Source organism: Methylobacterium sp. CCH5-D2 (assembly GCF_001556475.1).
In the GTDB taxonomy this organism is placed as follows: Bacteria; Pseudomonadota; Alphaproteobacteria; order Rhizobiales; family Beijerinckiaceae; genus Methylobacterium; species Methylobacterium hispanicum.
The window spans coordinates 1-8,549 of record NZ_LSIX01000321.1; the positions used below are offsets into that span (position 1 = coordinate 1).

9 protein-coding genes are annotated in these 8,549 nt (G+C 69.6%); 3 read left to right on the forward strand and 6 right to left on the reverse strand.

The genetic code is table 11. The features are described from left to right. Window positions 1-162 precede the first annotated feature (162 nt). The 6 genes from AX737_RS08475 to AX737_RS08500 form a co-directional block, all read right to left on the reverse strand. Entirely contained in the window at window positions 163-876 is a 714-nt protein-coding gene (locus AX737_RS08475) for an SURF1 family protein (protein ID WP_066920588.1), read from the reverse strand. 73 nt (window positions 877-949) lie between these two features. Continuing rightward, entirely contained in the window at window positions 950-1,336 is a 387-nt protein-coding gene (gene cyoD / locus AX737_RS08480) for a cytochrome o ubiquinol oxidase subunit IV (protein ID WP_066920578.1), read from the reverse strand. Next, window positions 1,333-1,953: a cytochrome o ubiquinol oxidase subunit III gene (gene cyoC, locus AX737_RS08485; protein ID WP_066920590.1), complete on the reverse strand. Its 621-nt coding sequence runs from the start codon at window positions 1,951-1,953 to the stop codon at window positions 1,333-1,335. Before cyoC ends, cyoD begins: the two co-directional genes overlap by 4 nt. Before the next feature lie 7 nt (window positions 1,954-1,960). Then, entirely contained in the window at window positions 1,961-3,964 is a 2,004-nt protein-coding gene (cyoB, locus tag AX737_RS08490) for a cytochrome o ubiquinol oxidase subunit I (protein WP_066920580.1), read from the reverse strand. Window positions 3,965-4,004: 40 nt separating this feature from the next. Further along, entirely contained in the window at window positions 4,005-5,162 is a 1,158-nt protein-coding gene (gene cyoA / locus AX737_RS08495; RefSeq protein ID WP_066920582.1) for a ubiquinol oxidase subunit II, read from the reverse strand. 158 nt (window positions 5,163-5,320) lie between these two features. Further along, window positions 5,321-6,655 carry an MFS transporter gene (locus AX737_RS08500; protein WP_066920584.1) on the reverse strand — a complete coding sequence of 445 codons (1,335 nt, stop codon included), beginning with the start codon at window positions 6,653-6,655 and terminating at the stop codon, window positions 5,321-5,323. Window positions 6,656-7,089: 434 nt separating this feature from the next. Here AX737_RS08500 and AX737_RS08505 point away from each other — a divergent pair, with 434 nt between their 5' ends. From AX737_RS08505 to AX737_RS08510, 3 genes are all read left to right on the forward strand, one after another. Then, window positions 7,090-7,671 (forward strand): urea carboxylase-associated family protein, encoded by a 582-nt coding sequence (locus tag AX737_RS08505; RefSeq protein ID WP_066920586.1) that lies wholly within the window; start codon window positions 7,090-7,092, stop codon window positions 7,669-7,671. Between the two features lie 273 nt (window positions 7,672-7,944). Further along, on the forward strand, window positions 7,945-8,106 hold the full coding sequence (locus AX737_RS33045; protein WP_156453601.1) for a hypothetical protein: 162 nt from the start codon (window positions 7,945-7,947) through the stop codon (window positions 8,104-8,106). A gap of 85 nt (window positions 8,107-8,191) precedes the next feature. Then, a partial coding sequence (locus AX737_RS08510) for a glycosyltransferase (protein ID WP_197430507.1) occupies window positions 8,192-8,549 on the forward strand: 358 nt, incomplete at its 3' end.

Here is an 8,549-nt window from a genome sequence, read left to right on the forward strand (position 1 = left end):
ATGCAGGGCTCTGCCCTGCACCCGCCAAAGGTCTCGACCTTTGGAATCCGGGACTTGGCGCTGGAGCATGATGCGGGAAAGTGGAAGCCGGTTCGGCGCGAGAGAGCGCGTCAAGACAGAAAGTTCGAGCCCTTCCCGATCGCAGCGCGATCGGGAACGGCTCTAGCCCGCCCGGCCGCGGCGCCACGCGTCGCGGTCGAGGTAGAGCGCGCCGCCCGCGACCATCAGGGCGAGGGTGAACCACGTGATCGCGTAGATCAGGTGGTTGTTGTGGAAGCGGATCACCGTGAGGCCCGCGACCGGCAGGTCCCCGTCCGGATCGCGGCCCGGCGGCCGCTCCGCATCGACGAAATAGGGGGCGACGGCTCCGGTCAGGCCGCGCGCCCGCGCGATCGCCGCGACGTCGCGGGAGTACCACGTGTCCGCCCCCGGATCGTTCGTGCGCAGGAACGCGCCGCCCGGCTCGTCGAGGCGCAGCAGGCCTGTCAGCGCCGCGCGCGTGCCGGCGACGCCCGCGCGCGCCGTGGCCGCGCGCCGGTCGCCCGGCACGAAGCCACGGTTCACCAGAACCACGAAGCCCGCATCGGTCCGCAGCGGCGTGAGCACCCAGAAGCCGCCGCCGAGGTCGGTGACCGCCTGGACCAGGGTGTCGGGCGCGTCGAGCCAGGTGCCGGCGAGCCGCACGCGCCGGTAGGCGTCGCGCTCCGACAGGGCCGCCCATGCGCCGGGCCCGGGGGCCGGGACGGGATCGCCGTGGGCGTTGGCCTCGACCCGCGCGATCAGGTCGAGCTTCCAGGCGCGGCGGTGGACCTGCCAGGTGCCGAGCGCCAGGAGCCCCCCGCAGAGCAGGATCGCCAGGATGTTGATGACGATCAGCCCGGCGAGCCGGGGGCGCGCGCGGACCGCCGGGCCGGCGGCCCGCGCGCCGGTCGAGATCACGGCCGCCCGCTCAGGGCTGGTGGCGCAGCTGTTCGACGGACATCGGCATCATGTTGGCGTTCATGTGGTGCATCACCCAGAGCGAGCCGGTGAGGGTGATCACGACGAGCGTCACGGTGAAGATCAGCGCGAGCACCGTCCAGCCGCCCTCCGACTTCGTGTTCATGTGCAGGAAGTAGACCATGTGGACCACGATCTGCACCGCCGCGAAGGCCATGATGATGATGCCGGTCCAGAGCCCGCTCTCCAGCGGGCGCGCCATGACCAGCCAGAACGGGATCGCGGTGAGGATCACCGAGAGCACGAAGCCGGTGACGTAGCCGCCGAACGAGCCGTGGCTCGCGCCGCCGCCCTCGTGACCGTGCCCGTGATCGTGGTGGGCCGCCTCGGCGCTCATTGCAGGACTCCCATCAGGTACACGAAGGTGAAGACGCCGATCCAGATCACGTCGAGGAAGTGCCAGAACATCGACAGGCACATCAGCCGGCGGGTGTTCTCCGGGATCAGGCCGCGCTGGGCGACCTGGACCATGAGCACGACCAGCCAGATCAACCCGAAGGTGACGTGCAGGCCGTGGGTGCCGACCAGCGTGAAGAAGGACGACAGGAAGGCCGAGCGGCCGGGCCCCGCGCCCTCGTGGATCAGGTGCGCGAACTCGTAGAGCTCGATGGCGAGGAAGGCCGCGCCGAACAGGCCCGTGACCGCGAGCCAAGCTTGCGTCGCCGCCGTGCGGCCCTTGTCCATCGCCAGCATGGCGAAGCCGTAGGTGATGGACGAGAACAGCAGCATCGAGGTGTTCAACGCCACCAGCGGCAGGTCGAACAGATCCTTCGGCGAGGGCCCGGCCGCGTAGTTGCGGCCGAGGACGCCGTAGGTGGCGAACAGCACCGCGAAGATGAGGCAGTCGCTCATCAGGTAGATCCAGAACCCCAGGAGGGTGCTGGTCTCGGGGTGGTGCTCCTCCTCGTGGTGGAAGACCGGCGCGGTGCCGGGGGGGGCGGTGTCCGTGTGCATCATGGGCTCAGGCCTGCCCCGCCAGCGCGGCGGTCCGCTGCGACTCGGTCCGGGCGACCGTGTCGGCCGGGATGTAGAAGTCGCGGTTGTAGTTGAAGGTGTGGGCGACCGAGACGACGAAGATCGCCAGCGCCGACAGTGCCGCCAGCCACCAGATGTACCAGATCATGGCGAAGCCGAAGACGACGCTGAGACCGCCGATGATCGCGCCCGTGCCGGTGTTCTTCGGCATGTGGATCGGCTTGAAGCCGTGGAGCGGGCGCGCGTAGCCGCGGTTCTTCATGTCGTACCAGGCGTCGAGGTCGTGCACGACCGGCGTGAAGGCGAAGTTGTAGTCCGGCGGCGGCGAGGAGGTCGCCCACTCGAGCGTGCGGCCGCCCCACGGGTCGCCGGTCGTGTCGCGCAGGGCCTCGCGGTTGCGGATCGAGACGACGAACTGGATGATCGTCGAGAGGATACCGCAGCCGATCAGTGCCGCGCCGCCCGCCGCCACGACGAACCAGATCTGCAGCGACGGGTCGTCGAAGTGCTGCATCCGGCGCGTCACGCCCATGAGCCCCAGCACGTAGAGCGGCATGAAGGCGACGTAGAAGCCGACCAGCCAGAACCAGAAGCTCATCTTGCCCCAGAACGGGTCGAGCTTGAAGCCGAAGGCCTTCGGGAACCAGTAGGTCACGCCGGCCATCATGCCGAACAGCACGCCGCCGATGATCACGTTGTGGAAGTGCGCGATCAGGAACAGCGAGTTGTGCAGCACGAAGTCGGCCGGCGGCACGGCGAGCAGCACGCCGGTCATGCCGCCGATGACGAAGGTCACCATGAAGCCGACCGTCCAGAGCATCGGCACCTCGAAGCGGATGCGCCCGCGGTACATGGTGAACAGCCAGTTGAAGATCTTCGCACCCGTCGGGATCGAGATGATCATCGTCGTGATGCCGAAGAACGAGTTCACGTTGGCGCCCGACCCCATGGTGAAGAAGTGGTGCAGCCAGACGAGGTAGGAGAGGATCGTGATCACGACCGTGGCGTAGACCATCGAGGCGTAGCCGAAGAGGCGCTTGCCGCAGAAGGTCGAGGTCACCTCCGAGAAGATGCCGAAGGCCGGCAGGATCAGGATGTAGACCTCCGGGTGGCCCCAGATCCAGATCAGGTTGAAGTACATCATCGGGCTGCCGCCCAGGTCGTTCGTGAAGAAGTGCGTGCCGACGTAGCGGTCGAGCGACAGCAGCGCGAGAACGGCCGTGAGGATCGGGAAGGCGGCCACGATCAGCACGTTGGTGCAGAGCGAGGTCCAGACGAAGACCGGCAGCTTCATCATGGTCATGCCGGGCGCGCGCATCTTCACGATGGTCGCGACGAGGTTGATGCCTGAGAGCAGCGTGCCGATGCCCGCGATCTGCAGGCCCCAGATCCAGTAATCGACCCCGACGCCGGGGCTCATGTCGGCGCCCGACAGTGGCGGGTAGCCGAGCCAGGTGGCGCGCGAGAACTCGCCGATGAAGAGCGAGAGCATGATGATGATCGCGCCGGCCGTCGTCATCCAGAACGAGAAGTTGTTCAGGAAGGGGAACGACACGTCGCGGGCGCCGATCTGCAAGGGCACGACGTAGTTCATCAGGCCCGTGACGAAGGGCATCGCCACGAAGAAGATCATGATCACGCCGTGCGCCGTGAAGATCTGGTCGTAGTGGTGGGGCGGCAGGAAGCCTTCCTGCGAGCCGAAGGCGATCGATTGCTGGGCGCGCATCAGCAGCGCGTCGGCGAAGCCCCGCAGCAGCATCACGAAGGCCAGGATGACGTACATGATGCCGATCTTCTTGTGATCGACGCTCGTCACCCAGTCGCGCCAGAGGGCGCCCCAGAAGCGGTAGTAGGTGATGGTTCCGAGCACGGCGAGGCCGCCGAGCGCGACGCCCGCGAAGGTCACGATGAGGATCGGCTCGTGGTACGGGATGTCCGCGAGGGTGAAGCGTCCGAAGACGAGCTTCTGGAGATCGACGTTGGAGAACATGTGATCGGCTCTCTGGCGATGCGTCGGCTGACCGCCGGCCTTAACGGTTGTTGAGCTGTGCGGGGGCCGGGGTCCCCTGGTCGTCGTGGCCCGAGGAGGGCTTGGTGCCGGGCTCCGGCTCGGAGCGCGGCGGGCGGCCCGAGGCCGGCCCGGTGGCGCCCGGCGCCTCGTCGCCCTGCTCGACGTGGCGGTTGTCGTAGCGCAGCTTCTCGCGGTTCTCGCGGCTGTGCACGCCCGCGCCGCCGCGGGCGTCGATCTTCATCATCTCGCTCATGCACATCTTGCCGGGCAGGGCGCACATGTTGAGGATCTGGCTGTAGAGGTTGTCGGAAACCGAGGCGAAGTACTGGATCGGCTCGCGCTCGCTCGGCTTCTCCAGCTGGAGGTAGGCGTCGCGGCTGAGGTCCTTGCCCTCGGCCTTCGCCTTGGCGACCCAGGCCTCGAACGCCTTCGGCTCCTGGCCGAGGAAGTTGAAGGTCATGCGCGAGAAGCCGCTGCCGCTGTAGTGGGCCGACTGGCCGTGATAGGTGCCCGGCTTGTTGATCACCGCGTGCAGCTTCATCTCCATCCCGGGCATCGCGTAGACCATGCCGGCCAGCGCGGGGACGTAGAAGGTGTTCATCACCGAGGCCGCGGTGAGCCGGAAGTTGATCGGCCGGTCGACGGGCGCGGCCAGCTCGTTCACCGTGGCGATCCCGTATTCGGGGTAGAAGAACAGCCACTTCCAGTCGAGCGCCACCACCTGGACCTCGAGCGGCTTCGTCTCGGCCGCGACCGGGCGGCCGGGCTCGATGCGCGAGAGCGGGCGGTAGGGATCGAGCGTGTGGGTGCTGATCCAGGTGAGCGCGCCGAGCGCGATGATGATCACCAGGGGCGCGGCCCAGATCACCACCTCGAGCTGTGTCGAGTGGTGCCAGTCGGGGTCGTAGGTGGCGGACGTGTTGCTGGCCCGGTAGCGCCAGGCGAAGAGCAGCGTCAGCAGGATCACCGGCACGATGATCAGCAGCATCAGGCCCGTGGAGGCCAGGACGAGGTTGCGCTGCTGCATCGCCACGTCGCCGGAGGGATGCATCACCACCATGTTGCAACCGGCGGTCGCCGCCAGCAGCGGCAGCAGGGCAGCGGCGCGCGCGAGGCGCTTGAGGCGCCCGGTTCCGGCGCGCGTGGAGAGGGCGGATTTGGCCGCGGCGATCAACATCGTGTCCCCTTGCCGCTGGGCGGCGAGATGGCCCCGGGAGGCGTCAGGCGCGGCGCGCGACGCGCCGCTCGATTGTCTGGGCGGCGCGGAGAGCGCCGCATGTCGGTGTCGGCGGCGCGCTCCGCGCCGCCCCGTGGCGGTCGGGCCCGTCGGCCCGGCTACATCTGCCGGATCTCGGAGCGGTTGATGCTGAGCGCGACGAGCGTCGCGACGGCGCCCGAGAGCAGGTAGAGGCCGACGCAGGCGAGCCCGAACTTGGCCGAGAGGCCGAGCGCCACGAGGGGCGCGAACCCGGCTCCGAGCAGCCAGCCGAGATCGGCCATCAGCGCGGCGCCGGTGTAGCGGTAGCGGGCGCCGAGCCGGGAGCTGACCGCGCCGGTCGCCTGCCCGTAGGCGAGGCCGAGCAGCGAGAACCCCGCCAGCACGTAGACGGTCTGGCCGACGACGTTCTCCTCGATCACCAGCGGCGCGACGGTGCTGGCGACCGCGAAGGCGGCGATCAGCCCGGCCGAGACGATGAGGTGCATGCGCCGGCCGATCTGGTCGGCCATCAGCCCCGAGAACACGATCGCGCCCGCGAACAGGATCGCGCCGCCGAACTGCACGAGCAGGAACTCGCCCGCCGAGCGCTGGGTGAACAGGGTGATCCACGAGATCGGGAAGATGGTGACGAGGTGGAAGAGCGCGAAGCTCGCCAGCGGCACCAGGGCGCCGATCAGCACGTCGTCGCCGTGGGCCTTGAGCAGGGGGAAGAAGCGGGTGGGTTCGAGCCGGCCCCGCTCGATCAGGCTGGTGAACTCGGCGGTGGCCACGAGCCGCAGCCGGGCGAACAGCGCCACCACGTTGATGGTGAAGGCGCAGAAGAACGGGTAGCGCCAGCCCCAGTCGATGAAGTCCGCCTCGCTGAGGTTCATCGTGAAGAAGGCGAAGAGCAGGCTCGCCAGCATGAAGCCGATCGGTGCGCCGAGCTGGGGCATCATCGCGTACCAGCCGCGCCGCTCCACGGGCGCGTTGAGGGCGAGCAGCGAGGCCAGCCCGTCCCAGGCGCCGCCGAGCGCCAGCCCCTGGCCGATGCGGAGCGCCGCGAGCAGCCAGATCGCCGAGGCGCCGATGTGGTCGTAGCCCGGCAGGAAGCTGATCAGCATGGTCGAGCCGCCGAGCAGGAACAGCGCGATGGTCAGCTTGACCCCGCGGCCGTGGCGCCGGTCGATCGCCATGAAGATCACCGAGCCGAGCGGCCGGGCGATGAAGGCGAGGGCGAAGACGACGAAGCTGTACAGCGTGCCCTGGAGCGGCGACGCGAAGGGGAAGAACACCTTCGGGAAGACCAGCACCGAGGCGATGCCGTAGACGAAGAAGTCGAAATACTCGGCCGCCCGCCCGATCACGACGCCGATGGCGATCTCGCCGGGGGCGACCTTGTGGTCGCTCATGGCGAGGCGCGCATCGCGCTCCAGCGGTGTCGAGGAGGCTATGGCGTGATCCGGTGTCATGTCAGGCGACGGCCTCGTACAGAAGGGCTCTGGCCACGAACGGGCCTCGGCCGCGCGGGCGCCCCCTCCCTAGCGCAACGCCGGGGACACGCAAGATTCCGTGCCCCGCGCCGCGCGTTACCCTGACATGCTCGACCGCGCCGATCGTCCCGAGGATCGCCCTCGGGGACCGCGCTGATTCGGCTGTCTCTTGTTCTGCGATTGCCAGATAGCCCCGTGCCCGGCAGGACGCAAAGCCTCCCATTGTCGCGCCCGGGGACATCGCGCGGGATCCGTTTCGTGCGGGCCCGGTGCGCGACACCGATCTCCTCCGCCGACCCGCATCCCCGCCGGCATGGGGCCGGTGACGCTCGGCCGCCTGCCGCGTTGCCAAGCCGGGGAGGCCGCCCCGGCCCGACCCCGTCCGCAGACGAACCCTGAGACCAACCCTCCCCATGCGCCACGAGATCCCACCGCGCTCCGGCACCGCCTTCACCCTCGACCGGGGCCAGCGCCTCACCGTGATCGACCCGCAGGGCGAGCAGGTGGCCGACCTCCTCGCCTTCCGGCGCGACGACATCGACGAGGTGATCTCGTCGGGCCGCACGCTGGACTATGCCAGCCGCATCTTCCTGACGACCGGCGACAAGCTCTACTCGAACCGCTCGAACGTGCTCCTGGAGATCGTGGCCGACACGGTCGGGCGGCACGACTTCCTGCTCACCCCCTGCTCGGCCGACACCTTCCGGATCATCTACGGCGACACCGAGCCCCACCGGGGCTGCTTCGGCAACCTCGCGCACGCGCTGGCGCCCTACGGTATCGGGCCGGACCGGATCCCCGTGGCCTTCAACGTCTTCATGAACGTGGCGGTGGACGGCGCGAGCGGCGCGCTGGAGGTCCGCCCCCCCCTGAGCCGGGCGGGCGACCACGTGACCTTCGAGGCGCGCGAGGACCTGATCGTCGGGCTCACCGCCTGCTCGGCGCTGCAATCGAACAACTACGCCTTCAAGCCGATCCAGTACGAGATCGCGTGATACATCTTGTGATGGGTCGTTTCGGAGGTGTTGGGGCGAGCCGCGATGGGCTCTCTGCCCGTGCGGGCTGCCACGTTCGCACCTCTCGGAGCCGGCCCGCGCGTTCTCCCTCCCCCGCAGAGGGAGGAGGGAGAGCTTCGCGTGCCACCCCGAGGACGCGCTCGCCCGGGCAGGCCCGCGTCCCGCATCGTGCGCCCCGGCACGCGCGACGTGGGAGCCGATCGCGTCCTGCCGCTTTGACGTGCCGTGCCCTTCCCCGAACGGACGCCGCCCATGCCCGACACGCCCCAGGATCCCGCCGCCCCCCGCGCCCTCGCCTATTCCGAGCGGGCCAAGCGCCAGTCCTTCCAGACCATCGCGATCATCGCGGGGCTGATCGTGTTCATCATGGTGGTGTTCGGCTTCCTGTTCGGCGCGGGCCGTCTGATCGCGTGACCGGTCAGAACGGCCGGACCGGTTGACCGCGACCGCCCGGGGGGCCACTGACGCGCCTCGGTTCGGGCGGGAGCGGAGGGAGACGGTGTCCGGCAGCGATCCCGCGAGCGTCGCCGTCGGCCTCACGCTGTTCCGGCCGAGTCCCGCGCAGGTGGAGGCGGTCTGCCGCCTCGCCGCGGCGAGTCCCGGGCCGGTCCTGGCCTTCGACAACGGCGGCCTGCCGGCCGGCGCGGCCGAGGCCCTGGAGCGCGCCGGCATCCGGCTGCTCTCGGCCGGCCGCAACCTCGGCATCGCCGCGGCGCTGAACGCCCTCGCGGAGACCGCGACCGGGCTCGGCGCGCGCCGCATCCTCCTGCTCGACCAGGATGCCGGCCCGCAGGGCGAGATGCTGCGCGCGCTGCTGGCCGCGGCGGATCGGCTCGACGGCGCGGCCCGATCACGGC

Coding starts and splice junctions, on each gene's coding strand:
- cyoD (WP_066920578.1), bottom strand. CDS start 1,336: ATGAGCGCCGAGGCGGCCCACCACGATCACGGGCACGGTCACGAGGGC.
- cyoC (WP_066920590.1), bottom strand. CDS start 1,953: ATGCACACGGACACCGCCCCCCCCGGCACCGCGCCGGTCTTCCACCAC.
- cyoB (WP_066920580.1), bottom strand. CDS start 3,964: ATGTTCTCCAACGTCGATCTCCAGAAGCTCGTCTTCGGACGCTTCACC.
- cyoA (WP_066920582.1), bottom strand. CDS start 5,162: ATGTTGATCGCCGCGGCCAAATCCGCCCTCTCCACGCGCGCCGGAACC.
- AX737_RS08500 (WP_066920584.1), bottom strand. CDS start 6,655: ATGACACCGGATCACGCCATAGCCTCCTCGACACCGCTGGAGCGCGAT.
- AX737_RS08505 (WP_066920586.1), top strand. CDS start 7,090: ATGCGCCACGAGATCCCACCGCGCTCCGGCACCGCCTTCACCCTCGAC.
- AX737_RS33045 (WP_156453601.1), top strand. CDS start 7,945: ATGCCCGACACGCCCCAGGATCCCGCCGCCCCCCGCGCCCTCGCCTAT.